Here is a 24,005-nt window from a genome sequence, read left to right as displayed (position 1 = left end):
GCTTGATTGGATGTAAGCTGCGGACAGTTCAACGTCTGTTGAGGAGGACCTTCCGCAAATGACCGCACCGCATCCGTCTAAAACCCATATCGGCAACCACGCTCTCCATCCTGAAACCCAGATGCTCAATTACGGCTACGATCCGGAATTGTCGGAAGGAGCGGTGAAGCCGCCTGTGTTTCTGACCTCAACCTTCGTCTTCAAGTCGGCGGAAGACGGTCGCGACTTCTTCGACTATGTCTCCGGCCGCAAGGAGCCGCCCGCAGGCAGAGGTGCAGGCCTCGTCTATTCGCGTTTCAACCATCCCAATAGCGAGATCGTCGAGGACCGCCTTGCCGTTTACGAACGCACCGAGAGTTGTGCGCTCTTCTCGTCCGGCATGTCCGCCATTTCGACGACGCTTTTCGCTTTCGTCCGGCCCGGCGACACCGTACTCCATTCCCAGCCTTTGTACGGCGGCACTGAGACGCTGCTGGCAAAGACCTTCCACAATTTCGGCGTTTCGGCGGTGGGTTTCGCCGATGGTGTCAGCGAGGCCTCGGTGATATCCGCCGCAGAGGCTGCGATGGCGAAAGGCAGGGTGTCCGTCATCCTCATCGAGACCCCCGCCAACCCGACAAACAGTATTGTCGATATCGCTATGATCAGCCGCGTTGCCGACGTGATCGGCCAGAAGCAGGGACACAGGCCAATCATCGCATGCGACAACACACTCCTCGGTCCGGTTTTCCAGCGGCCAATCGAGCACGGTGCCGATATCTCGCTCTATTCACTGACAAAATACGTTGGCGGGCACTCCGACCTCATTGCCGGAGCAGCGCTCGGTCGCAAGGATGTCATGAAGCAGGTGAAGGCATTACGCGGAGCGATCGGCACCCAGCTCGACCCGCATTCGTGCTGGATGCTCGGGCGCTCGCTTGAGACGCTACAAATCCGCATGGAGCGGGCAAACAGCAATGCCAAGGTGGTGGCCGAGTTCCTGAAGGCGCATCCCAAGGTCGAGAAAATCCATTATCTGCCGTTTCACGATCCGGCGTCCCCGGTTGGCAAGGTGTTTGCAGATCAATGCACCGGTGCGGGATCGACCTTCTCGTTTGACATTGCGGGCGGGCAGGCAGCGTCTTTCAAATTCCTCAACGCTCTCACGATATTCAAACTCGCGGTCAGCCTTGGCGGTACGGAATCTCTCGCCTCCCATCCTGCAACGATGACGCATTCGGGTGTTCCGGCCGACGTCCGCCAGCGCATTGGTGTGCTTGATTCCACGATCCGGCTGTCAATCGGCATCGAACATCCCGACGATCTGGTCGCCGACCTGACACTCTCTCTGGATGCCGCCTGATGAAGAGGCAAATGCCGCTCCTCCCCGACTGCAATACCTATGGGTTTTTCAGTACATACGAAACACGGAAACCAACGTAGTGCAGGAAGGCGATAAGGGGAGCGGCGTTACCTTCCGCTACGAGTGGAGCCAGTCCCGAACCGGCAATATGATACAGAAGCGGCGAATGACGGGTTGAGATGGCGTCGGGCAAAGGGTATCAGGTGCCTCAATTCCAGGCGGACCTCCCGCAAGCAACAAGGCTTATCCTGACATGATCCCGGATTTTCTCGTCACCCATTCCGGTGGCTTCCATGCCGACGAACTGCTGTCCAGCGTCATCCTGACCCGACTTTTCCCGCAGGCCCGCATCGTCCGCAGCCGGGCGCCGGAATGGATCACCCCCGGCGTGGACCGCATCATCTACGATGTCGGCGGCGCCTATGACGCGACAAGCAGGATATTCGATCACCATCAGCGCGGCGCGCCGCTGAGGGATGACGGTCAGCCATATAGTTCATTCGGACTGATCTGGAAGCATTTCGGCCGGGACTATCTTGCCGCCTTCGGCATCCCCGATGAACATGTCGAAACCGTCCATACCTCTTTCGATGGCAGCTTTGTGCTGCCGGTCGATCTGGTCGACAATGGTGCGGTCAGCCCCTCCGTCGCCGGGCCGCTGGTTGCGCTGACGCTTCCTGTCCTGCTGGAAACTCTGAAACCTGTTTTTGACGAGACCGACCCCGAAGCCGATGATCGCAGTTTCCACGCGGCGCTCGTCATTGCCCGCAGCTTCGTCGAGGCGAAAATAGCCAAAAGCGCTGCGAAACTGCGCGCCGAGGCGCTTGTAATGCAGGCTATCGTCGATACCGGTGAAGGTCATATTCTGGAATTGCCGATGGGTATGCCGTTTCGGCCCGCCATTGTGAAGGCGGGCGCAGACAATCTGCTGTTTGTCGTTCACCCGCGTGACAAGGACTGGTGTCTGACCGGTATCCGTCGCGCAGATGAAGGCTTTGAACTGCGGGCAGACCTGCCTGCCGCATGGGCTGGCCTTACAAATGGCGATCTGGAAGCCGTTTGTGGCATTGAAGGCGCGAGTTTCTGCCACAACGGCCGGTTTATTGCCGCCGCCAAAACCCGCGATGCCGCCCTCGCCATGGCAGAACTGGCTGTGAAAGAGGCGATCTTACCTGCTCCCGTAGTGTAGTCCATTGAACAACGGCACATGAGTAGGAGATCGCCCTGAAGGCGGGCCGGCGAAGCATATCAAAGGATATGCCCGCAAATGTCCTTCGGCCCGCATCACTGGCCTCCCCTCCTCCACGCCCAACCGGGAACACCGTGTTCGTTCCCGATAATCTACGGAGCCGTCACTTTGTCGGCGACCGCAGCACTATTGGGCAGCAGGAAAAGGACTGCGATGGCGCATAGCGTCGTCACCGCGGCAAGCCACCAGCAAAGTGTCGAAAACGCAGTCTGATAGGCATCCCGCAACAGGTCGTCCCCGATTTGGGACGATATTGCCGCTGCACCCGCCAGGTCGCCCACTGCCAGACGCTGACCTGTCTGATTCAAGAGGGGCGTAGACAAAGGCGCCAGCCGTCCGAGGGATGCCGAGGTCAATGCCGACAGGGCGGCGCTGACGACTGCAAGCGCGATGCCCTCACCGGCAACCCGCACGGTACTGAATATGCCGGTCGCCATTCCCGCACGCTCCACCGGCACGACGCCAACGGACAAGCCATCCATCAGGCCCCATGGCAGGCCGGCGCCCACCCCGATGACGAGCATGGGCAGAACGATCATGGCTCCATCCTCTGCGGTGAAGCCGGCAAGCCAGACGAGGCCAGAGGCGGAGATCAGCAGGCCGATGCCGCAGAGCATGCCCGGCGAAACATGACGCGCCAACTTCGTCGCGACTATAGGCACCACCAGCATCGGAGCCGACAGTCCCAACATGATGAACCCCGCCCCGATTGCTCCTTGTTGCTCGATACCGATGAGGCGCAACGGGATGATAACAAGAAGAACAACGAAACAGGCGCAGGTGGCGATTGGCAATAGCTGCACCCCCACGAACCGCGGATAACGGAACAGCGATAAGTCCAGCATCGGTCGCGCCGCCCGCATTTCGATCAAGACGAAGGCTGCAAGCGAAAACGCAAATCCTGTGCTGAAAGCGATGATACCGTTAGACCCGAGAACAGGCAGTTCGATCATCGCAACGGTGAAGAGGGTGAGTGTGAGGGTAAAGCTTGCAGCGCCCAGCCAGTCGAGTTCCGCCGCATTGGGATCCCTCGTTTCACGCATCCGTGGCGGGCCGAGGATCAGGGCAAGGAGGCCGATCAGGCCGCCGGCAAGGAATATTGCCCGCCATCCGACCGTTTCGATCATCAATCCCGTCAGCAGCGGACCAGATGCAAGACCGACGCCGAAGGTCGTTCCAAGCAACCCAAAGGCGCGCGTCCTAGCGTGGCCGTCGAATTCCTGCGCAAGTGCGGCCGTCCCTCCGGCCAGGGCAGCGGCGGCGCCCACGCCTTGACCGGCACGTAGCAGATCGATGATCCACACCGAAGGCGCAAATCCAAGCGCAAAGGAGAAGCCGGTAAACAGCGCAAGGCCGATCAAGAACACCCGCCTTCTGCCATATCGATCTGCCAGCGCGCCTGCCGCCATCAGAAGACTTCCGAAAGCCAGCATGAAGGCATTGGTGATCCAGGTGAGGGATGCAGGCGATCCCCCGAGGTCCTGCCCGATCGCCGGCGTGGCAACCGCACCGGCGGAGAAGTTCAAAGGAAGGGTCAAGGCGGCAAGACACACCGCCACCAATACCGAATTCCGGCTGGCTGAGGCTCTATGAGGGGCGTCGTTCATGCGAACTCCAATCATGAAATGGGATCGCGACACCAAGGCCGCGTATCGGCATCAATTCTCATCAGACGACATGAATCCGACAATCGGCCTCACGGGCCTTTCATTGCGGATTAAAATTCTCTAATCAGTGACAATGGATAAGTTGAGCGAGATCGATGCCTTCGTCCGGGTTGCCGAAAGGCTGAATTTTGCCAAGGCCGGGCAGAGCCTGGGGCTGTCACCTTCTGCTGTCGGAAAAAGCGTTGCCCGACTGGAGGCATCTCTGGGCGTACGGCTGTTCAATCGCACCACCCGGCAGGTCTCCCTGACCAATGAAGGGGCAATGCTGTTTGAGCGGTATCGGTCCATCCTGACCGATCTGCGCGACGCACATGAAGCAGTAACGGACAATCTGGCCCTGCCCCGCGGCAGTCTGCGCGTGACGCTTCCGACAATCGGATACCGCTTTCTGCTGCCGATCGTGCCTGAATTTCGCCGGCGTTATCCCGATATCGATCTGGAACTCGACTTTAACGACAGGCGCGTCGATCTGATCGAGGGCGGCTTCGATGCTGCAATCCGCAGTGGCGAGCTTGATGATTCCAGCCTGATAGCGCGGCGTCTTGGTCCATTCCGCTTCATTTTATGCGCGTCGCCGGACTATTTTCAACGAATGGGCACGCCCCGGCACCCCAGCCAATTGCCAGAGCATGAAGCATTGCGCTTCCGCTTTCCGACCTCCGGCAGGTTTCAGGAATGGCTGCTGGAAAACGGCGACAACCCCCTGTCGAGCATGCGTATCGCCCTCACCTGCGGTAATATGGAGGCGATAAGGGCGGCGGCGATTGACGGGATGGGGCTCGCTTACATGCCTGAATTTCTGGCGACGGACGCCATCAGGGATGGCCTGCTCGAGACGGTCCTGAACGAACATCTCGCCGCACCAGGCCAGTTTTCAATTGTCTGGCCATCAGCCCGCTTCATGGCGCCGCGGCTGCGCGCCTTCATCGATTTTGCGATCGAAAAGCTCTTTGTCGAAAACTGACTGGAGTATCTGCGCATGACAGATGCTGGCGGGCTTATGCGCGCCGGTGGAGTTCGTCCATTGAAGCCATCGGCGGACTTGTACGGTGCATTTCTTGACCGATAAGACGGTGGTGGGTAAATAAAGGATGCTGATGAGGAGTTTATGACCATGGACAAAGATCGCCGATAATCCGGACTTACGTCGATGACAGCGCAGTCTTTTCAAAACGACGCGTTGGCTGGCTCAGCATTTGCATCAAAGGAACATTCATGCCCAGACTTTCTGGAAAGACCGCACTCGTGACCGGCGCGGCGCGCGGAATTGGTGCGGCTATCGCCCAAGCGTTTGCTGACGAGGGGGCACAGGTCATCGTTACCGATATAGACGTGGATGGCGGCTTGTTGACCGCAGGCTCAATCGGCGGGAGGTTTGTCCGTCTCGACGTCGCATGCGAGGCAGACTGGGCGAAAATTGCCAGTCAATTTCCCAAGATGGACGTCGTCGTCAACAATGCGGGAATAACAGGCTTTGAAGGACCATTCGAAGGGGCCCCGCCAGCCCATGATCCAGAAAATGCCCAACTTGCTGATTGGAACAAGGTCCATGCGGTCAACCTGGATGGCACCTTTCTGGGCTGCCGTTATGCAATCCGCGCCATGCGAGCAAATGGTGCGGGGTCGATTATCAACATTTCCTCACGCTCAGGGCTTGTCGGAATTCCAATGGCAGCGGCCTACGCCTCATCCAAGGCCGCCGTCCGCAACCACACCAAGAGCGTGGCCCTATACTGCGCCGGTCAGGGCCTGAACATCCGGTGCAACTCAATTCACCCTGCGGCCGTGATGACACCGATGTGGGAGCCGATGTTGGGAAATGGCCCGGATCGCAAAGATCGTGAAGCCGCGCTGGTCAAAGAAACGCCCATGCAACGCTTTGGCAGGGCCGAGGAGGTAGCCGCACTCGCAGTCCTGCTCGCATCTGACGAGGCAACTTATATGACTGGGGCCGAACTGAACATCGATGGCGGCATTCTTGCAGGATCAGCCGCAGCACCGGGAAACTAGAATAACGGGCTATGGAATGACCGCACCTTCTTGGTCCATTGCCCCCATTATCATGGAAGATAGTAAAGGTCGAACTTCCACCGACCAGTTCTGTGGCACTCCCGGCAAACGCGTCAAAACCTTGGATCATTTGGGAAGAGTTCGGCCCAAATGATTGATGACGGCAATCGGCGCAAACCGATCAATCTATGCGTTGACGATCGTCGCTAAAAACTCAAGACGCACCCAGATGGAAAAGGCCCTCCCGGTTCGGAGAGGGCCTGTTTTCATTACCATCGATAGTCGCGACGGTCTCGCCATTCGCGATGTTCGCGCCAATCTCTGCGCTCGCGCCATTCTCTGCGGGCCTGACGTTCACGCCACTCCCTGCGGGCTTCCCAGCGATCACGTCTGTCCCAGCCGCGCTCATATCTCGGCGGTCCATTGGGCCGGCAATATCCGCGCGGCGATAGATGAAAGCCGCGTCCGCAAGCATAGTCCACACTTTGAACGTTGGATGCCAGGGGTGCGGCCGGTTGACCGACAGGCATAGCGTTCGCGCCACTGCCGAACAGGGCACCGAGAATTATTCCAGCGCTTAAAATCATCTTACGCATTTCATCTCCCTCCTTCCGGGATGGAGGGATTTAGCGCCCTTGCCGGTGAACTGTGGCTGAATGAATCTTGATGTTTTCGTGGCAAAAACTCCACAATTGTGGCAGATGCCGGCTTCGCGTTTCGATCACTGCGAAAGAGTGAAGCGGCGTCAAGGCGGCGCGGCTCACTGCCCCGCCCCAGTCAATGCAGACCTGTTATTCTTTTATGTGCCAGTGGGTTGAAGGGGCGCGATGTATGCCCTCCGGTTGCAGTCCCGCGGTTTTCGTCATAGTCCTCAAGCGAATGAGGAGATGGTGATTGAACCCCAATCTGGACACAAAGCCCGAACCAAAGCCAAAGAGCAAACGCCTCATCTGGCCTTGGGTGCTGTTGGCCGTTCTAACGCTTGCAGCCGTTCTCGCGCTTGCGGGCATCTATATTTACAGGGAGCTGACATCGACGGCCGAGGATTTGGCTCGAACCTGGCGCGACCTCGTGCAATTGTTCTGGCTGATAATGCCGGACCGTCAGCCCTAGTCTTGGGTAACAGAAAGGCGCTAGTGGCAAAGCCAGAGCGCAGCATGGAATCCCAAAAAAATTGAAGAGTTTGCGGCGGCGGTGTATCGGATCGCAAACTCTGTTTTTGGGAACCTGAATGCAACCGTCTTTTAGATTGCCGCCGCTGGAGGCGCTTGTTGTTTTTGAGGCAGCGTCCCGTTTGGGCAGCTTCTCCCGCGCGGGCAACGAGCTGGGCCTGACGCAGAGCGCCGTCAGCCGGCAGATCGGCAAGCTGGAAGCGTTCATTGGCTCCAAGCTTTTCGAGCGCGTGCCGACAGGCGTGCGACTGACGACCATCGGCGAAAACTACTCGATCGATATATCGCGGCTGATCCTCGATATCGCAAGTGTCACGGACGGCGTCCGCTCGTGGACCGGCGCCAGCCAAATCACCATCGCCTGCTCTCGCGGGATTGCGGATCAATGGTTCATGCCTCGCCTGCAGAAACTGAAACGCGATATTCCCGGCATCGAATTGCGGGTGCGGGTAACTGACGATGTGGCACATCTGCGTCTGGATGAATTCGACCTGGCTATTTTCTATCGCAAGGAAAGACCGATTGGCGTCTGGCTATCGGAACTCGGCCAGGAGGAGGTCGTCCCCGTTTCTGCCCGCGGCATGACCAATCTTATGGAGCAGAGGGCACCGGTTTTGATCTCCATCGAAGATTCGATGCGGGAATGGCAGGATTGGAGCGACTGGTGGCGCTCGTCACACCTGTTGCCGCCACAGGATGCAATCCAGTGGAAACTCGGAGACTATGGCCTCTGCGTCGCGGCGGCATCGCAGGGGCTTGGTGCAACGCTTGGGTGGACCTGGCTCATCCGCGACCAACTGGACAGCGGAGCGCTCGTTCCTGTGCATTCCCATGCCATGCGCTCGGAAGGCAAATTTTACCTGATGCGACCGGCAGATCGCCACCAGCGAAAAATTGTGCGCGAGGTTTCCGATTGGCTGATTGCAGACAACCATAAAACCGCGCGCTGAAACCCGTCATGCCTGCGCAGGAGGTGTCTTGCGGCGCCGGTCCAGGAGGAACCGCGCGTAGCCGATGATGGTGAACAGCAGCCAGGCGACCTGTGAAATCAGCGAGCCGAGGTTGAAATTCCATATCAGCGAGTAGATCAGAAATACGCCACCCAGAACGTTTAAGAGAGTGTAGCGCCAGTCTTCTATCGTTAGAAGTCGCAGCTGCAACAGGGCATAGGCGAAGAGATAAAAAAACGCTCCTGCAAGGCCGACAAGATCCGCTAGCCCCATTTGTATCCACTCCATAAACACGCCCGCCCGGCGAGCGCCTGCTACACCGGACCCGCTCCGGCGCATCCCTTTACTCCGCTTCGCAGATAACCGGATGCGCTCAGATTTCATGACCCCATGCGCAAAAATCATACCCCCCTGCGCGCATCGGTATCTAGTGCCGAACCGTCGAGTACGATACGCCACTGCCAGCCGCGCCTCGTCCGGCCCCGATAAAAAACAGGGAACCCAAACATGACATCCTCCCCCTTTTCCTTCTCGCTCGACCGGCGGCATTTTCTTGCCGGCGCGGCCAGCCTCGCGGCGCTTTCTGCCGGTTTCATCACAGACGCCAGTGCGCAAGGCGCGGACACACCGAAGAAGGGTGGCGTTTTGAAATTGGGTATCGGCGGCGGCAGCACCACGGATAACCTCGATCCCCGCATCCTGAAAGACTGGGTGCCGGTCAATCAGGCCTTCATGATCATGAACGGCCTTGTCGAGATCGATGCCAGCAATCACGCTGTGCCTGAATTGTTCGAAAGCTGGGAAGCGCAGCCCGGCGCCGTGGAGTGGGTCTTCAAGCTGCGTCAGGGTGTCACCTTCCACAACGGCAAGACCCTGACGGTGGAAGACGTCATCTACTCTATCAACCTGCACCGTGGCAAAACCACCTCTGCGGCACGCTCGGTTGCGTCTGCCCTCAAGAGCGTCGACAAGCTTTCCGACACCGAGGTCAAGATCGTCCTCGAAAGCGGCAATGCCGACCTTCCTTACATCCTGTCCGACTACCATTTCCTCGTTGTGCCCGAAGGCTGGACCGATTTCAGCAAACCTGTCGGCACCGGGCCATTCGTGTTCGAAAGCTACGATCCGGGCGTTCGTTCGCGCTTTACCCGTAATCCGAATTACTGGAAGCCGAATGCCGCTCACGTTGACGCCGTGGAAGTCATCGTCATCAACGATATCGCCGCACGCACCAATGCCATGATGTCGGGTCAGGTCCATGCGATCAACCAGCTCGACTTCAAGACAGTAGACCTGCTGCGCCGTAACCCCAACCTCAACATCGTCCAATCGGCTGGCGGCCAGCACTTCACATTCCTGATGGATTGCACGCAGGCGCCATACAAGGACAACAATATCCGCCTTGCCATCAAGCACGCCATCGACCGCGAGCAGCTTTTGAAAACCGCGCTGCGTGGCTACGGCCGCATCGGGAACGATCATCCGATCCCGAGTTCTGACCGCTTTTATGCCGCGGATCTGGCGCAGCGTCCCTACGACCCCGAGAAGGCGAAGTTTTATCTGAAGCAGGCTGGCCTCGATACCCTCAAGGTAGAGATTTCCGCTTCCGACGCCGCCTTCTCCGGCGCTGTGGATGCAGCGGCGATTTTCCGCACGAGTGCGGCCAAGGGCGGCATCGATGTTTCTATCAAGCGCGAACCCGCCGATGGCTACTGGGACAACGTCTGGATGAAAGCTCCATTCTGCATGTCATACTGGGGCGGACGCCCGACAGCAGACCAGATGCTGACCATCGCTTACCAGTCCACCTCGGCGCAAAATGATACGCACTGGAAGAACGAAAACTTCGACAGGAAACTCATCGAGGCGCGTGCACTTCTCGATGATGCGAAGCGCAAGGAAATCTATGCCGAGCTTCAGGCGCTCATCTCCAATGAGGGCGGCGCCATGATCCCGATGTTCGGAGATTATCTGGATGCGACATCCAAGAAACTGAAGGGCGTGACCACGCATCCGATGTTCAACTTCATGGGTGCCCGTCTCGCTGAAAAGGTCTGGTTGGACGCATAATGACTAAGCTTATCCTGAAGCGCATTGCTTTGGGTATTTTGACGCTTCTGCTGGTGTCGGCGCTTATTTTCGCCGGCACTCAGCTTCTTCCCGGAGATGTGGCGTCGGCAATACTCGGACAGAATGCGACGCCTGAATCTCTCGCCGTGCTGCGCGCCGATCTCGGTCTGGAGCAGCCCCTTCTGCAACGTTATCTTTCCTGGCTCGGCGGTTTCGTAACCGGCGACCTTGGAAATTCGCTGGCAAACCACCAGCCTGTCGCAGCTCTCCTATGGCCGCGGTTCTGGAACACCATGGCGCTGGCGCTGTATGCCGCCGTCGTGTCCGTTCCGGTTGCCGTACTTCTGGGTCTGTTCAGTGCCATCTGGCGCGGCAGCCTGTTCGATCGGGCTGTCAACATCGTTGCGCTGGGCTTTGTTTCCCTTCCGGAATATTTTCTGGGCCTGTTGCTGATCCTTTTCGTGTCCGTGCAGTACAATCTTTTGCCCAGCCTTGCTGACACTTATCCGGGCATGGGCTTTGCGGATTGGCTGAAAGCCACCACGCTTCCTGCTCTGACGCTGGTTCTGGTTACTGTGGCGCAGATGCTGCGCATGACCCGTACCGCCGTTCTTGCGGTGATGGATCAGGCCTATGTCGAAACAGCCTATCTCAAGGGATTGCGGACCAAACGCGTGGTTCTCCGCCACGCGCTTCCCAACGCCGCGGCCCCGATCGTCAACGTCGTATCGTTCAACATCGCCTATCTCATCACCGGTGTGGTGCTGGTAGAGGCCGTGTTCAACTATAACGGCCTTGGCCGTTTCATGGTCGATGCCGTTTCGAAGCGGGACCTTCCGTTGGTACAAGCGGCAGCCCTCGTTTTCGGCGCAACCTATGTCATTCTAAACATCATTGCCGATGTGTCGGCAATTGCGCTTAACCCGCGCCTGAGGCATCCACGATGAAAATGCTCCGCACCATCACCCCAACCGCATGGGTCGGTCTTTTCATCATTTCGGTCAACATCGTCCTGTTCGCAGCCGGTCCGCATATCGCGCCTTTCGGGCAGGAGGAGATCGTCGGTTCGCCTTTCGATCCGCCTTCGGCAATGCACTGGTTTGGCCTTGATCAGAACGGACGCGATATGCTGTCGCGCCTTTTGGCCGGTGCGCAAATCTCCATCGGCGTTTCGCTGGCAGCGTCCCTGCTCTCCTTCACAATCGGCATCACGCTTGGTTTCATCGCGGCCATCTTTGGCGGCTGGCTCGATATGGTTCTCTCGCGCATCGTCGACACTGTCATGTGTATTCCAGTGCTGATCTCGGCTCTTGTCGTGCTGCAGGCGCTAGGCTCGTCCATCCCCGTGCTGATAGTGACCATTGCGCTTCTGGATTCCACCCGCGTCTTCCGTCTGGCGCGCATTGTCGCCCAGGGCGTGAATGTGCTGGAATATGCCGAGACCGCGCGCCTGCGCGGAGAAGGCCTGATCTGGCTGGTGTTCAGGGAGATACTGCCCAATGCCCTGCCGCCGCTCATTGCGGAATTCGGCTTGCGTTTCTGCTTCACCTTTCTGTTCGTGGCCGGTCTGTCCTTTCTCGGGCTTGGCGTTCAGCCGCCTTTCGCAGACTGGGGCGGCATGGTGAAGGACAACCAGCAGGCCATTCTTTACGGCCTCTACGCACCGCTATATCCGGCCGCTGCCATCGCCGTTCTCACCATCGGCGTCAATCTCGTCGTGGACTGGCTGCTGGCTGGCCGCAGCGCAATTCAGGGAGCAGACCGATGAGTAACAATGAGGTCTTGCAAATTCGCGGCCTGAAAGTTGCTGCACCGAATGGAGCAATTCTGGTTGATGGTATCGATCTGGATCTCAAGCGCGGTGAGGTCAAAGGGCTGATCGGTGAATCCGGCGCCGGTAAATCCACCATCGGGCTTGCCGCCATGGGATATGGCCGAAACGGTTGCCGAATCGTTGGTGGAGAAATCGTCGTGAATGGCGTTTCGCTGATGACGGTCGATCGCGCCGGTCGTGAGGCGGCGCGCGGTGCGCGCATCGCCTATGTGGCGCAAAGTGCAGCTGCGGCCTTCAACCCTGCCATGAAGATTGGCGAACAGATTATCGAGGGGCCGCTTTACCACGGCGTCATGAACCGGCGGGAAGCCGAAGCCTGGATGCTGGAACTGCTGCAAGCGCTGCAACTTCCCGATTATCAGAATTTCGGCGACCGTTACCCGCATCAGGTCTCCGGTGGGCAGTTACAGCGCGCGATGGTGGCCATGGCGATGTCATGCCGCCCTGACATACTCGTGCTGGACGAACCCACAACAGCACTCGATGTCACCACGCAGATAGAGGTTCTGGCCCTGCTCCGCAGTCTCATCCAGCGCTACAATACCGCCGCCCTCTACATCACGCATGACCTTGCCGTCGTCGCGCAGATTGCTGACAGCATCATGGTCTTGCGCCATGGCAAGAAGGTAGAGGCCGGTTCTGCCGAGGATATCCTCGAGCACCCGCAGGAAGACTATACGCGCCGTCTTGTTTCCGAACGCCAAGCCAGCATGTCCGGCGAATCCGTCCAGAACAGGGGTGGTGAAATCCTGCTGGAAGCGCGTGGCGTCACCGCCTACTACGGTCGCAAGAAGGTGCTGGACAACGTTCACTGCGAAATCCGAAAGGGCGAAACACTGGCAGTCGTGGGTGAATCCGGTTCGGGAAAATCCACTTTGGCCAGGGTTATCGCCGGGTTGCCGCCGCAATCTTCCGGTGTCGTTTCGCTGGCCGGACACCGGCTTGCGGACAAGTACTCCAGGCGTTCGCGCGAAGATCTTCGCCGTATCCAGCTCGTCTACCAGCTTCCGGATGTGGCGCTCAATCCACGCCACACCGTCGGCGAGATCATCGGCCGTCCCATGTCGTTCTATTTCGGAATGAATGAAGATGAGCGCGCCTCCGAGGTGAACCGGTTGTTGGACCTGATCGGTCTGCCCCGGGAGTTTGCAGAGCGCCTGCCAAAAGCGCTTTCCGGGGGGCAGAAGCAGCGCGTGTGTATCGCACGCGCACTTGCCGCAAGACCCGATCTTATCATCTGCGACGAGGTGACATCGGCACTTGACCCTCTCGTGGCGGAAGAAATTCTCAGACTGTTGCGCTCGTTGCAGGATGAACTGGGCGTCTCCTATCTGTTCATCACCCATGACCTCGGCGTCGTTCGCCGGCTCGCCGACAGGACGATGGTGATGCAGCATGGCCGCATTGTCGAAACCGGCACGACCAAGGAGGTTTTTGCACCTCCTTACCAACCCTATACCGAACAGCTCATCACCTCGGTCCCCGAACTGCGGCGCGACTGGCTGGATGGCGTGCTGGCAAAACGTGGCCTCCCCGCCGCATGATCTACGGGGCGGTTCACTCTTTGATGGGAGCCGCCTCGCATTCTTTCATTGTTGTCTCCCGGCAAAGCGATGCCCGCTTCAAATGACCCGACTGGAATACCCCAAATGACAATACGTGTTGAAGAACATATCTGGATTCCCATGAGCGATGGCGTACGCCTTGGTGCTCGCCTTTGGCTGCCGGAGGGCGCGGAACAATCGCCGGTTCCCGCCATTCTCGAGTATATTCCCTATCGCAAGCGAGACGGAACCCGCGGGCGCGACGAGCCGATGCACGGCTATTTTGCCAGCCAGGGATATGCCGCAATTCGCGTGGACATGCGTGGCACCGGCGAATCCGATGGCCACATGGCAGACGAATATCTGAAGCAGGAACAGGACGACGCACTCGAGGTGATCGACTGGATTGCCCGCCAGCCGTGGTGCAGCGGCAATGTCGGCATGATGGGCAAGAGCTGGGGCGGCTTCAACGGCCTGCAGGTGGCCGCCCGCCGTCCGCCGGCACTGAAAGCCGTCATCACCGCCTATTCGACCGACAACCGTTATACCGACGACATTCACTACATGGGCGGCCTGCTGCTGAACGACAATCTGTGGTGGGGCACCATCATGCTTGCTTATCAGAGCCGTCCGCTCGATCCGGAGATCGTTGGCGACACGTGGCGCGACAGCTGGATCGAGCGCCTGGAGAAGCTCCCCTTCTTTCCCGCACTCTGGCTGGAACACCAACGTTACGACGATTACTGGAAACACGGCTCGGTCTGCGAAGACTGGAGCGCCATTGAATGCCCAGTCCTTGCCATCGGCGCATGGGCGGACAGCTATACGAATGCCGTCCCGCGGCTTCTGGAGAACCTTCAGGTCCCGCGTCGCGGCATCATCGGTCCGTGGGGCCATATCTACCCCCAAGATGGTGTTCCCGGTCCCGCAATTGGCTTCCTGCAGGAAGCAACGCGCTGGTGGGACCATTGGCTGAAAGGCAAGGACACCGGCGTCATGGACGAGCCTGTGCTGCGCGCCTTCGTCAGCGACACGATCGAACCGACCGGTACGCGCACGACGACGCAAGGCCGCTGGGTGGGTGAAGCAACATGGCCTTCGCCTGAAATTGCAACCCGCTCACTTTACCCCGGTGCAGCGAAGGAACTGCGCGATACGGCAAGCGAACCGGCAATTCTCAGCATTCGTTCGCCGCAAAGCCACGGCAAGGCGGGCGGGGAATGGATGGCGACCGGATGCCCCGGCGAACATTCAACCGATCAGCGGCTCGACAACGGTGGCGCGCTCGTTTTCGAAACCGCCTTGATGGAAGAGGATTTCGATATTCTCGGTGCGCCGGTAGCGCGTCTGCGTATTGCCGCAGATTGCCCTGTCGCGCAGATTTCACTGCGCCTCAACGACGTCCTGCCGGATGGCCGTGTCACACGTGTCAGTTATCAGGTTTTCAACCTGACCCACCGCGATAGCCACGAAAATCCGGAAGCATTGGAACCCGGCAAATTTTACGATGTCGCAATCAAGCTCAATGATTGCGGTTATCGTTTTGCCAAAGGGCACCGGCTGCAACTCGCCATCGCCACGGCCTACTGGCCGATGGTATGGACATCGCCTTACGATGCGACGATCAGCGTTTCCGTTGCAGAAAGCGCGCTTGACCTGCCCGTGCGTACCACCGGTGACGACAAGCCTGTGCGTTTCGAGGCCCCTGCCCACGGCCCATCGACACCCATGACGCAGGTCGATCCCGGCACGGTCCGCCGCTGGACCGAACAGGACCATGAGACGGGTATCAACACCTATGTCACGGAAGGCGTGGGCGGCTTGTTCGGCGAGGGCGTGTTGCGGTTTGACGACATCGACACCGAGCTCAGCCATAGTCTGCGGCGTGAATTGACCATTCGCGACGGAGATCCCCTCTCCGCGAAATACGTCCTTACCCAGACATATGAAATTGGCCGGGATGGGTGGCGCATCAAGATCGAGAGCCGCACCGAGATGCGCTCCGACAGACAAAATTTCTACCTGACCGGAGAACTTTCGGCACTCGAAAATGGCAGCCTCGTCAAAACCCGGAAGTGGGATGAGCGCTACAAACGCGACCTCATCTGATGTCGCATGGCCCTTGCAGCTATTTGCGGGGGCCTACAACATACCATTGTCTCGATACCGTACCTGTCAGCTTTCCTGTTCAGGAGCGATCAATGTCACGGTTGGGAAACAGGATCGATATCGGCCTACGTCTCGTGTCAGAAGCGGGAGACCTTGAACCGCGGCATGAGCCCCAATAAAAAAGTCTGGTAAAATGCCTGTGCGGGATCCGCCCACACGGCGATACTGCGTGAAGACCTTCCCGCCAAAAACAATGCAGAGCGAGTAAAAGGGATGGCCAAGCACAACTTTTTGTCGAGACGCAAAAATTAGAAAAACTAATAGTTGACGCGACCGTGCAAGCGCGCTATAACGAAACATCGAATTTGCTTGCTTAGCTTTGCTTGTTGCGCGATTGGCACCGCGTTCTGAACGAACCTTTCCTTTCAAAATCGCTATCAATGTCCGCAGCGCTTTTTAGTGCTGTGGGTCCTCTATCGCTATGAAAGGGTTCATCATGACCACTGGCACAGTTAAATGGTTTAATTCCACTAAAGGCTTCGGCTTCATTCAGCCTGACAACGGCGGCACAGATGCCTTCGTTCATATCTCCGCCGTTGAGCGGGCTGGTATGCGCGAACTCGTCGAAGGCCAGAAGATCGGCTTCGACCTGGAACGCGACAACAAGTCCGGCAAAATGTCGGCCTGCAATCTGCAGGCTGCCTAACGGGTTTTGCTTCCCTTTGACCACGGATGTACTGGCACTGCCGGAAGCACCCCGAACCAATCAAGGCCAGGCAAATTGCCTGGCCTTTTGTTTTCCGCTCGCATGTCGAGCCTTACCACCGGAACACCCATGACAGAAAAATACAGTATCTCGCGCCAGAAGGCCGAGGTTGCCTTCAGCAACATCCAGACGCCGTTCTTCGCAAAAGACAAAGCGCTCGACGAGCTTGATTCGATCACGCAATCCCGCGACGCCAAGACCTTGCGGCTGCGGGAAGCACGTCTTGCAAAGGAACAGTCTGATCGCATTTCTGCGACATCCGCTCTTCTTGCCAAGCGCGCCCGTGCACGATGATGGTTTTGACGGCATCGTCAGAACAGGTGCCTGAAGCCAATTCGCATCAGACGGCTTCCTGACCATCCCGGTATATACAGACGCCGGGCCTTGAGCTGTTGCATGCCTGTCAACTCCCAGGCAAGCTTACGTTCCAGCTGCCCAAGCGCGGCGCCAGTTATATTAAATCACTAAATTAGAATTATATTTAAAAACCGAAGCTATCGGCGTTTACGTCTCGCTCCAGGTCATCGTGTAACGCGTTCCCTTGGCCTGTTCCGGGTGCGTATGCGTTTGCTCGACGCGAGCACCAATGTTCTGAGCCATTGCCATAATCAGCTTTGTTCCGAGGCCAGTACCACGCGGAGATGCGTCGGGCTTTGAACCGACACCATCGTCTTCGACAACGAGAACAAATTGCCGATTTTCTTCCGAAAGTCCGACGCGAACCGTGCCAGATTGATCCGGATAAGCGTATTTCAGCGCGTTGGTCAGCAGCTCGGTGATGATGACACCCAGAGCTACGGCATGGTCTGCCTTGAGGCTGATGTCACAAAGCGATGTTTCGACGGTAATGGACGAAGATCCGGGAACCGCCTGAAACAACCCATCGATGATCGACGTCAGGTACGAATTGAGCGATACCAGACCTATATTGTCGGTATTGTAAAGGCTGCGGTGAACGCCGGCGATCGCCGAAATCCTGCTTTGGGTTTCCAGCAAGGCGACTTCGGCTTCCTCAGACTTGATGGTGTTTATCTGCAGGCGAATCATGGCGGATACCAGCGAGAGGCTGTTGGCCACCCGATGGTTCATCTCCTTCACCATCATTTCCGCATGTTCCTTGGCCTTCACCAGCAACCGGTCGGATTCCTCCTTCGTCTGACGCAGACGATGGTTTTCCAGCGACTGATCGATAGCAGTAAGCAACAGCGGGAAAAAGTCGTCACCGACATTCTTTATGACGTAGTCGGCGGCACCCGCCTTGAGGGCGTCGATCGCGATCTGGGCTTCGTTCGATCCCGTTACATAAAGAACGGGAACCCGCCCCGGCAAGGACTGAATCGCGGCAAGGAACTCCATTCCCGTCGATGTCTGGAAGTAATGGTCCAGAACGACGATATCGAACTGCTCGTCTTGAAACATCTTGAGCCCGGACGCCACGGATGCGGCATGGACCACCTCCATTCCGTGACGACCGAGGATCCGGCTGGAAAGCCGCGCCAGAGCCGGATCATCATCAACATACAAAACGCGCAATGCCATCATGCCTTCAAGGTACTTGAATTACGGAGAAGAACAGGCCGAGGTTCTTTATCGCACTCGCAAAGCCTTCGTAGTCGACCGGCTTGGTTATATAGACATTTGCACCAAGGTCATAACATTTCTGAATCTCGGTTTCGTCATCCGTCGTCGTCAAAACGACCACCGGCAAACGGCGCGTATATTCGTTACTCTTGATCTCCTCGAGAATTCGGATACCCGACATATCAGGGAGGTTAAGATCGAGCAAAACGAGAAGATATCGATCTTTGCTGACAACGCCATCGCGGTTTTCACCGAGGATGTAGTCGAGTGCCTTTGCACCGAGCGTAAAGGGCATGATCTCGTTATTCACACCTGCGCGACGTACGTTCTTCTCGATCAGCCGAGCATGACCTTCGTCATCCTCGATCATAATGATCGTTACCTCTTGACCGGTTGCCTTCATTTTTCGCCTTCTTTCGTCACTTTTCTGAGATCGCTCGGCAGCAGCAACGTAAATGTACTACCTTTGCCAAGTTCGGAACTCACCTTAATGTCTCCTCCTAAACTTCTTATTAGCGACCGAACATGGGCAAGGCCGATGCCTTCCCCCGGTTGATCCTGATCACCGGCGCGGCGAAAGAGTTCGAACACCCGTTCCAGATCATGCTCGCCAATGCCACGCCCGTTGTCGCTGACTTCGATGCTGATGGCACCCCGCCCGGACGGATAAGCACGGGCAGTCAATCGCAGCGGTCGTCCCGGCATCTGGTATTTCACCGCATTGTCGAAAAGATTGCCAAGGATTTGGTCGAGAGAGATACGATCCGTCACGACTGTCAGCTTTGATGTCTCGACACTGATCTCGCCGCCATTAGCATTGATCTGGTGACGAACCGTCTCGGAGAGCGATGACAGCAATGTCTCTATGTCGACTTTTTCCGGTTGCAGCTTTCGCTGACCATCGCGAGATATCTTCAAGATCGCATTGATCAGCTGGTCCATCTTGCGTGTCGAAGAGCGGATGAAACTGATCGCCTCGGGAAGATCTTCCTCGACAGCCAGTCTGGCATCCCGAACCACGTCGTCGGAAGGCATTTTGCCGTCTGCGAGCACATAGGCGGTGACCGGCTTCAGGGACGTATCGAATTCGGAAAGGAACCCCATGATATTGACGAGCGGCGCACGCAAATCATGCGTGACGATATAGGCGAAGCGCTGAATTTCCTGATTGGCGCTGCGAAGATCACGGGTTCTTTCCTCAACCCGCTCCTCCAGATGGCGATTTAGCTCGTCAACATCTTCCCGAGACCGGTTCAACGCACGGATATATGTGAAGACCAGAAAGATTGAACCGCCGACGACAAGCAGGATCGCCAGCGTGCCGCCGAGCGTTACCCATTGCAATGTATTGGCGGCGCCAAGTTGGTCTACGACGATGATGCGGAGCCGATCGTCGGTCTGCGATTGCAGCTTCGACAAGATCGCCCTGATTTCGTTCATGAACCGTTTGCCGTCATTCTCACGGACGACTTCGACTGCCTCGGTGATGCGTCCTGCCTTTTGCAGATCGATGGTTTCCTGGGTTTCAGCCAGCTTGTTGGCGACGGCATTACCGAGATCCGTCAGATCCCGCTCGTATTGCTTCTGGTCCTTCAGCACTTCGAGAAGTCTGGACTGCCTCTGCGGCAACAGGCTCAAGGCCTCCTGATAAGGGCCCAGATACTCGATGTTGTTGGTCAGCAGATAACCCCTCTGCCCCGTTTCAATGTCCTGCATCGACGTCAGGATATCGAGAATGGCTGCCCGCACACGGCGTAACTCGGCTGTTTCTTGCGAGTACCGGTTGTTCACCTGCACCAGCCACAGCGAAGTGGCGACCATTCCGGTCAATATTGCAACACCCACAGCGAGCATAAACAGGCTTCGCTGAGCAAAAGGCGAGAAACTAATCACAGTTGTAAATTCCCGGCATGCACCTCATTCGCGCGCAAACTAGAATATGCGGCGCATTGAATCGAACGTTTTATTTTCGATTCATATGGGAACCACTTTTGACGACGCGCGTTGAGCAAGGCTGTAAAAAATATTCCGCTCAGAAAAGCGGATAGCTGTGCGAAACTTCACGGTTTTTCAATCCGGAATGCCAGAATTGCCTTAAACAACCTGAACCAGATGGCCCGGGGAAACGGTTTTATAGTTTCGCGTCGGCGTTTGAAATCCCATCGGCCGTATCGGGCTTTTCAGTTCATCGTTGGATATGCCGCGCTTTATTCCGCGTCGCGCCGGATCGGGTACCGGCACTGCCGCCATGAGTTTCTTCGTGTAGGCATGTTGCGGATTGTCGAAAACAGCAGCGCGCGGACCGATCTCCACAATCTCACCGAGATACATCACCGCGACGCGATGGCTGACACGCTCCACCACCGCCATATCGTGGGAGATGAAGAGGAAGGCGAGATTGAGGCTCTGTTGCAGGTCGAGGAGCAGGTTGCAGACCTGCGCCTTGATCGAAACATCGAGAGCCGACACGCTTTCGTCGGCAACAATGACCTTCGGATCGAGGGCAAGCGCACGGGCAATCGCGATGCGCTGGCGCTGGCCGCCGGAAAATTCGTGAGGATAGCGGCTCGCCATGTCGGCGGTTAGACCAACCTTTTCGAGGAGATCGGCAGTCTTTTCCTTCGCCTGCTTCGTGGTGCCCAGTTTGTGCTTGATGAAGGGTTCGGAAATCGCCGTACCCACCGTCATGCGCGGATTGAGCGACGAAAACGGATCCTGAAAGATCATCTGTACGGACTTACGCATATTGCGCAGGCCGACTGTATCGAGCCGCATCACATCGTAACCATCGAGCGAAACCTCGCCGGCCGTCGGTTCGACAAGACGCATGATCGAGCGGCCGGTCGTCGACTTTCCGCAACCGGACTCGCCGACCAGTGCAAGCGTCTCCCCCTGAAACAGATCGAAGGAGACGTTTTCGACCGCGTGAACCGCACCCGTCTGCCGGGCCAAAAGGCCGGAGCGGATGGGAAACCGCGTCACGAGGTTCTTGACCGACAGGACAGGTGTCTGTCCGCTCGCAACCGTTTCGGCCACTTCTACCGGCTCGGTCGACAGGCCGGTTTTCATGTCGAGGACCGGAAAGCGCGTCGGCCACTGCCGGTCGCGCATCGAGCCGAGCTTCGGCACCGCCGAAAGCAGCGCCCGCGTATAGGGATGCTTGCCGCGCTGGAATATATCCCCGGTAGGTCCGGTCTCGACCTCATCGCCCCGGAACATCACAATGGTGCGGTCGGCGATCTCCGCCACGACGCCCATATCATGAGTAATGAAGAGGACCGACATGCCCTCCTCTTCCTGAAGCAGTTTGATCAGATCGAGAATCTGGCCCTGAATGGTGACGTCGAGCGCGGTCGTCGGTTCATCGGCGATCAGCAGTTTCGGCCGGGAAGCGAGCGCCATTGCGATCATCACGCGCTGGCGCATGCCACCGGAAAACTGATGCGGATACTCGTCAAAGCGACCGGCCGCGTTGGGAATACGAACCTTTTCGAGAAGCCGGACCGTCTCCGCCCTTGCCTGCTGCTTCGAAAAGCCCTTGTGCCGGACGAGGACCTCGGAAATCTGGCGGCCGATCGTGAAGATCGGATTGAGCGACGTCATAGGCTCCTGAAATATCATCGAGACGTCGTTGCCCCGCACGCCCCGCATTTCCTTCTCGGAAAGCGCCAGAAGATTGCGCCCGTTCAAGAGAACTTCACCCTCAATCCGGCTGAAAGCGGGGCTAAGCAGGCGCATGATGGACAGCGAGGTGACGGACTTTCCCGAACCGGACTCGCCGACAATCGCGACGGTTTCGCCCGGAGCAACATCGAAGGAGACGTTACGGACGACGCTCTTCCAAGCATCATCGACTAGAAAAGAAGTGGTCAGGTTTCTAACGGAGAGAACAGGTGTCGTATTCATGATGTCATCGTCCCACAGCATAGGCCTGCATCAGTCGCGGGGTTGCGGCGGCCCGCAGCAGGCCATCGGCATCCCGCTTTGCGGCAGTCAGGCGGCCCACCGACCACGCATCGGCAACGGTGACCTTGTGTCCGCGGCGGCGAAGCTCCTGCAGCGTGATATCACCCACGGTGCTTTCCACCATGATCTCGCCCGGCGAACTGGTGCGCGGATAAAACGAGCCCGGAAAATGCGAGGTATGGAACAGCGGCATGTCGATGGCCGCCTGCAGGTTCTTGCCGTGATGTGCATAACGCAGGAAGAAGGGCAGCTGCCACTGATCCTGCTGATCGCCGCCCGGAGTACCGAACACCATGGAAGGGCGTCCCTGATGCAGCGCGAGCGAGGGTGTCAACGTGGTGCGCGGGCGTTTTCCAGGTGCAAGCGAGGTCGGCAGGCCTTCCTTCAACCAGAACATTTGGGCGCGGGAATTGAGCGCAAAGCCCAATCCCGGAACAATTGGCGATGATTGCAGCCAGCCGCCGGACGGCGTGGTTGAGACCATGTTGCCCCAGCGGTCTATGACATCGATATGCACGGTATCGCCGCGTTTTTCGGTAAGATGCGACATGGTGGGCTCGTAGACGGTGCCCTTGCCGCTCATTTCGGCGAGCATGGCCATGGTGGCGTCCACCTGCTTCTCGTAACCCGGCACGATGCCGGGACGCAGATCGAGCGATGCCTCGCTGCCGATAAGTTTACGACGCCCGGCATTGTAGCTTTCAGAGAGAAGATATTCCGTCGGAATCTGGCCGAAATCAGGATCGCCGTAATAGACCTCACGGTCGGCAAAGGCGAGCTTCATGGCCTCAACGATGGTGTGGATGAAATCGGGGCCGGACGGGTCCATGGCCGCAAGATCGAAGCCTTTCAACAGGGCGAGCGACTGCAACAAAACCGGTCCCTGCCCCCAGGCAGGCGTCTTTGCAATCGTCCAGTCATGATAATCAAGCGTCTGCGGAGCTTCGATGGTCGCGCTCCAGTCCGCCATATCCTGCGCCGTCAGCACGCCCTTGTGCTTGGTGCCGCTTGCATCCATGACTTCAGCGGTCTTGACGTAAGTGTCGATCGCTTCCGCTACGAAACCCCGATAGAAAGCGTCGCGTGCGGCCTCAATCTGGTTTTCGCGACCCGAACGCGCTTCGGATTCAGTGACGATCCGCTTGTAGGTTTCCGCAAGTACAGGATTCCTGAAAAGGGCGTGGGGCTCGGGTGCGGCACCACCCGGCAGCCAGGTCTCGTAGGATGTCGGCCATTCCTTCTCGAAGAATTCCGCCAGCCCCTTGATGGTGGCGGAAACGCGCGGCAGGGTCGGATGTCCGTATTCGGCATAATAGATGGCTGGTTCCAGCACCTCGCGCACGCTCATCGTGCCATAGTCGCGCAGCATCAGCATCCAGCCATCGAAGGCTCCGGGAATGACGGTTGCAAGCAGACCATCGCCGGGGATCAGCTTAAGCCCCTCCGAGGTATAGTGCTCGATGGTGGCGCCACTCGGAGCAGGCCCCTGCGCGCAGATGACTTCGACCTTGTCCTTCTTCTTTGAATAAAAGACGGCAGGCATGTCGCCGCCGGGGCCACAGAGATGCGGTTCGACGATCTGCAGCACGAAGCCGGTGGCAACCGCTGCGTCGAAGGCGTTACCTCCCTTTTCGAGGATTGCCATGCCCACGGCCGATGCGATCCAGTGCGTCGAGGTGACGACGCCGAATGTGCCAAGGATCTCGGGGCGTGTGGTAAATTCGGTCATTCAGTCAGTTCCTTAT

21 protein-coding genes and 1 pseudogene are annotated in these 24,005 nt (G+C 57.8%); 13 read left to right on the top strand and 9 right to left on the bottom strand.

Annotation, left to right across the window (positions count from 1 at the left end; all coding sequences use genetic code 11):
• The first annotated feature begins 58 nt into the window (after positions 1 to 58).
• Together QE432_RS08585 and QE432_RS08580 are read left to right on the top strand one after the other, a co-directional pair.
• Positions 59 to 1,342: a cystathionine gamma-synthase family protein gene (locus QE432_RS08585; protein WP_065663082.1), complete on the top strand. Its 1,284-nt coding sequence runs from the start codon at positions 59 to 61 to the stop codon at positions 1,340 to 1,342.
• A 253-nt stretch (positions 1,343 to 1,595) separates the two neighbouring features.
• Positions 1,596 to 2,531: an MYG1 family protein gene (locus QE432_RS08580; RefSeq protein WP_306623776.1), complete on the top strand. Its 936-nt coding sequence runs from the start codon at positions 1,596 to 1,598 to the stop codon at positions 2,529 to 2,531.
• Positions 2,532 to 2,683: 152 nt separating this feature from the next.
• Here the strand turns inward: QE432_RS08580 and QE432_RS08575 are convergent, their stop codons facing one another.
• Positions 2,684 to 4,198 (bottom strand): MFS transporter, encoded by a 1,515-nt coding sequence (locus QE432_RS08575; protein WP_306623773.1) that lies wholly within the window; start codon positions 4,196 to 4,198, stop codon positions 2,684 to 2,686.
• 133 nt (positions 4,199 to 4,331) lie between these two features.
• Here QE432_RS08575 and QE432_RS08570 point away from each other — a divergent pair, with 133 nt between their 5' ends.
• On the top strand, positions 4,332 to 5,222 hold the full coding sequence (locus tag QE432_RS08570; RefSeq protein WP_306623771.1) for a LysR family transcriptional regulator: 891 nt from the start codon (positions 4,332 to 4,334) through the stop codon (positions 5,220 to 5,222).
• 251 nt (positions 5,223 to 5,473) lie between these two features.
• On the top strand, positions 5,474 to 6,268 hold the full coding sequence (locus tag QE432_RS08565) for an SDR family oxidoreductase (protein WP_112391038.1): 795 nt from the start codon (positions 5,474 to 5,476) through the stop codon (positions 6,266 to 6,268).
• 269 nt (positions 6,269 to 6,537) lie between these two features.
• Here QE432_RS08565 and QE432_RS26630 read toward each other — a convergent pair whose 3' ends face one another.
• The gene (locus QE432_RS26630; RefSeq protein ID WP_013761339.1) at positions 6,538 to 6,864 is read right to left on the bottom strand and encodes a GCG_CRPN prefix-to-repeats domain-containing protein; all 327 of its coding nucleotides are present in this window, start codon (positions 6,862 to 6,864) and stop codon (positions 6,538 to 6,540) included.
• A 298-nt stretch (positions 6,865 to 7,162) separates the two neighbouring features.
• Here QE432_RS26630 and QE432_RS08560 point away from each other — a divergent pair, with 298 nt between their 5' ends.
• On the top strand, positions 7,163 to 7,381 hold the full coding sequence (locus QE432_RS08560; protein WP_076844823.1) for a hypothetical protein: 219 nt from the start codon (positions 7,163 to 7,165) through the stop codon (positions 7,379 to 7,381).
• Between the two features lie 118 nt (positions 7,382 to 7,499).
• A complete protein-coding gene (locus tag QE432_RS08555) occupies positions 7,500 to 8,390 on the top strand; it encodes a LysR substrate-binding domain-containing protein (protein ID WP_013761341.1) in 891 nt (296 codons plus the stop codon).
• A 6-nt stretch (positions 8,391 to 8,396) separates the two neighbouring features.
• On the opposite strand, the gene QE432_RS08550 is transcribed toward QE432_RS08555, so the two are convergent.
• Positions 8,397 to 8,663, bottom strand: a complete 267-nt coding sequence (locus QE432_RS08550; RefSeq protein ID WP_003517727.1) for a CBU_0592 family membrane protein — start codon at positions 8,661 to 8,663, stop codon at positions 8,397 to 8,399.
• 234 nt (positions 8,664 to 8,897) lie between these two features.
• On the opposite strand from QE432_RS08550, the gene QE432_RS08545 reads away from it, so the two are divergent.
• From QE432_RS08545 to QE432_RS08525, 5 genes are all read left to right on the top strand, one after another.
• On the top strand, positions 8,898 to 10,460 hold the full coding sequence (locus QE432_RS08545) for an ABC transporter substrate-binding protein (RefSeq protein ID WP_112391037.1): 1,563 nt from the start codon (positions 8,898 to 8,900) through the stop codon (positions 10,458 to 10,460).
• Positions 10,460 to 11,407, top strand: coding sequence for an ABC transporter permease (locus tag QE432_RS08540; RefSeq protein ID WP_003517729.1), 948 nt, complete (start codon positions 10,460 to 10,462; stop codon positions 11,405 to 11,407). The genes QE432_RS08545 and QE432_RS08540 overlap by 1 nt, the downstream gene beginning before the upstream one ends.
• Positions 11,404 to 12,228, top strand: coding sequence for an ABC transporter permease (locus tag QE432_RS08535; protein ID WP_019566413.1), 825 nt, complete (start codon positions 11,404 to 11,406; stop codon positions 12,226 to 12,228). Before QE432_RS08540 ends, QE432_RS08535 begins: the two co-directional genes overlap by 4 nt.
• A complete protein-coding gene (locus tag QE432_RS08530; protein ID WP_045022873.1) occupies positions 12,225 to 13,838 on the top strand; it encodes an ABC transporter ATP-binding protein in 1,614 nt (537 codons plus the stop codon). The genes QE432_RS08535 and QE432_RS08530 overlap by 4 nt, the downstream gene beginning before the upstream one ends.
• A gap of 105 nt (positions 13,839 to 13,943) precedes the next feature.
• A complete protein-coding gene (locus tag QE432_RS08525) occupies positions 13,944 to 15,947 on the top strand; it encodes a CocE/NonD family hydrolase (protein WP_306623768.1) in 2,004 nt (667 codons plus the stop codon).
• A 66-nt stretch (positions 15,948 to 16,013) separates the two neighbouring features.
• On the opposite strand, the pseudogene QE432_RS26625 reads toward QE432_RS08525, so the two are convergent.
• Positions 16,014 to 16,219: pseudogene (locus QE432_RS26625) on the bottom strand (type II toxin-antitoxin system VapC family toxin); the annotation flags it as partial.
• Positions 16,220 to 16,443: 224 nt separating this feature from the next.
• On the opposite strand from QE432_RS26625, the gene QE432_RS08520 reads away from it, so the two are divergent.
• Both QE432_RS08520 and QE432_RS08515 read left to right on the top strand, forming a co-directional pair.
• Entirely contained in the window at positions 16,444 to 16,653 is a 210-nt protein-coding gene (locus tag QE432_RS08520) for a cold-shock protein (protein WP_003517737.1), read from the top strand.
• Between the two features lie 129 nt (positions 16,654 to 16,782).
• The gene (locus QE432_RS08515) at positions 16,783 to 17,007 is read left to right on the top strand and encodes a hypothetical protein (protein WP_003517740.1); all 225 of its coding nucleotides are present in this window, start codon (positions 16,783 to 16,785) and stop codon (positions 17,005 to 17,007) included.
• A 210-nt stretch (positions 17,008 to 17,217) separates the two neighbouring features.
• On the opposite strand, the gene QE432_RS08510 is transcribed toward QE432_RS08515, so the two are convergent.
• The 5 genes from QE432_RS08510 to QE432_RS08490 all read right to left on the bottom strand — a co-directional run bounded on the left by QE432_RS08510 (position 17,218) and on the right by QE432_RS08490 (position 23,989).
• Positions 17,218 to 18,255, bottom strand: coding sequence for a sensor histidine kinase (locus QE432_RS08510; RefSeq protein WP_025596004.1), 1,038 nt, complete (start codon positions 18,253 to 18,255; stop codon positions 17,218 to 17,220).
• 4 nt (positions 18,256 to 18,259) lie between these two features.
• Positions 18,260 to 18,697 (bottom strand): response regulator, encoded by a 438-nt coding sequence (locus QE432_RS08505; protein WP_003517744.1) that lies wholly within the window; start codon positions 18,695 to 18,697, stop codon positions 18,260 to 18,262.
• Complete coding sequence (locus QE432_RS08500) at positions 18,694 to 20,148, bottom strand: sensor histidine kinase (protein ID WP_306623766.1); 1,455 nt, start codon at positions 20,146 to 20,148, stop codon at positions 18,694 to 18,696. The genes QE432_RS08505 and QE432_RS08500 overlap by 4 nt, the downstream gene beginning before the upstream one ends.
• Before the next feature lie 240 nt (positions 20,149 to 20,388).
• Positions 20,389 to 22,200, bottom strand: coding sequence for an ABC transporter ATP-binding protein (locus QE432_RS08495; RefSeq protein WP_174068766.1), 1,812 nt, complete (start codon positions 22,198 to 22,200; stop codon positions 20,389 to 20,391).
• A 4-nt stretch (positions 22,201 to 22,204) separates the two neighbouring features.
• A complete protein-coding gene (locus tag QE432_RS08490) occupies positions 22,205 to 23,989 on the bottom strand; it encodes a gamma-glutamyltransferase family protein (RefSeq protein ID WP_019566417.1) in 1,785 nt (594 codons plus the stop codon).
• Between the last annotated feature and the right edge of the window lie 16 nt (positions 23,990 to 24,005).

The sequence above is a fragment of the Agrobacterium sp. SORGH_AS_0745 genome (genome assembly GCF_030818995.1).
Taxonomy (GTDB): Bacteria; Pseudomonadota; Alphaproteobacteria; order Rhizobiales; family Rhizobiaceae; genus Agrobacterium; species Agrobacterium tumefaciens.
Note: the sequence above shows the minus strand (reverse complement) of the source record. Positions and strands in the feature narration are given on the sequence as shown.